Origin of the sequence: Bacteroides sp. 43_46 (assembly GCF_001915455.1) — a bacterium.
Lineage (GTDB): Bacteria > Bacteroidota > Bacteroidia > Bacteroidales > Bacteroidaceae > Bacteroides > Bacteroides caccae.
The window spans coordinates 1-2,024 of sequence record NZ_MNQN01000013.1; the positions used below are offsets into that span (position 1 = coordinate 1).

At 44.5% G+C, this 2,024-nt stretch carries 1 pseudogene; it reads right to left on the reverse strand.

Annotation, left to right across the window (positions count from 1 at the left end):
* Nucleotides 1-183: 183 nt before the first annotated feature.
* Nucleotides 184-2,024: pseudogene (locus BHV72_RS00375) on the reverse strand (sensor histidine kinase); the annotation flags it as partial.

Genomic DNA, 2,024 nt, shown 5'->3' on the forward strand with positions numbered 1-2,024 from the left:
GGGCAAGACTTCCACTCCATTCTTTCCGTTCGATAAAGTTATACGGAAAGAAATTCCCGTGCACATCACTGGTTTCTATAATCTTGATAACCACTTCTTCCTGATTATTGGATGCAGACAACTGCATACCTGCCCACAACAGCAGGGCACTGATACATATTCTATATTTCATTTCTCTATTCTTTATTCTTTTTTAGTCAAAGGATGCGTGAATACAAACCGGGCGCCTTCGGTATAATCCTTGTCCACCCATATCTTACCTCCCAGATTCTCGATTATCAGCCTGCTAATGGCCAATCCCAGCCCCGTACCTTGGGAATATTCATTCAATTTCTCGAAACGTTCAAATACCTTTTCACTCTTATCGGGCGGAATACCGCAACCGGTATCCGACACTGACAATTCCAACTGCTGATGCTGTTTGTCTATGGCAACCGTCAGTTTGATAGAACCGGACGGAGTAAATTTTGCGGCATTGGACAGCAAATTAATCAACACCTGCTTCAGACGCTGGGCATCCGTCTTGACAACCAGCGAAGGCACAGGAGTTTCAAACAGAAACAAAGCACTGGTCTTGCGTCCATACTCCACTGTAGACAAAGCCGTCTGACACAACTCTACCACATCACATTCTTCCCATACGAATTTTATCCTTCCGGATTCCATGCGCGAGATGTCCAGAATATCATTTATGAGGTGCAACAACAAATCGGAATTCTTCTGAATGATATCACAATACTGCTCTTTCTCGGCAGGAGAGGAATCATCACTGACCAACACGCTGGAAAATCCCACAATGGCATTCAAGGGAGTGCGTATTTCGTGACTCATATTGGCCAGAAAAGCCGTCTTCAACCTGTTGGATTCCTCCGCTTTCTCCTTGGCTACCAGCAGTTCCTCGCCGGATACTTCCAGATTATGTTTCAAGTGGTTGATACGGATAATATAATATATGGCTATCAAGAAACAGGCTATCAGGAACATGAACGCCGAAACAACCCCTATGACCCAATATTTTATAGTTTCCGGGAATAGTCAACAAGTCCACCCCTTCTCTATCCCCTTTATCCAAAAAATCATAAGTAACCGCGCCTATATTCTTTCCTACCGCATGGTACTCGGGAGTATATCCTCCCAATGCCCAATGTCCCAGCCCCACAGATGCAATAGTAAACACAGGCAGGGTGGGATTCGCATCGCGCAGCATATAAGTCGTATTACCAATAACATAACTCTCCGTACAGTCTACACGCCATGTTCCCAATAACACACACGTATTTTGAGGCAACCTGCGCATCCTTTCACTCACTTCCATAAAGGTTTCTGTACGGCCGTCCAGCCAAATTGTTTCTAAATCGGGGTACTTCTTCATCTCCTTTTTAACCAAGGCTTGCATAGACAACCCGCCATAGGTATTATCCGATATAAATGCCACACGGCGCATATCAGGATAAAAACGACGCATCAGCTTTATGTTTTTATCGACATCATATTCATATACATAACCGGCAACAATATTATAATCACTGAAATCCGTATAAATATTCTTACTTTCAGGTTCCCATACCCGCGTGTCGATACTATCATCGGGCAATACCAGTCCGTTGACACTGACCATGCCACAGATAGACGGAGTCTTTTTAGCTATCTCTGTGTCTTGTGAGATATAAGCCGACCATGCCTCCTGCCCCAACAATATAACCAGTGACGGACGGTTTTTCCCCTTATACTTACCAAGGATGGAGGCCATACGCGATTTCCACAGATAGGCCTCGGACAAATTCTTGCAGTTCATACTCTCTATGATCGGAGTATACTTGCCGCCACGCTGTCTGTATTCATCCATAAAAGCAGACAGGTTGTCAGAAATACTACGCGTTTCGGGATTATAAGAAGTGACAATAAGGATAGGCCCTTCCGAGGTCGTTTCCGCCTTCACAGGACACAGAGCAACCACAGGAAGCAGCAGGACTAATAGCATAAAAAACCTGAATATGATTGCCAATCCCCTCATTTCCTTTAGA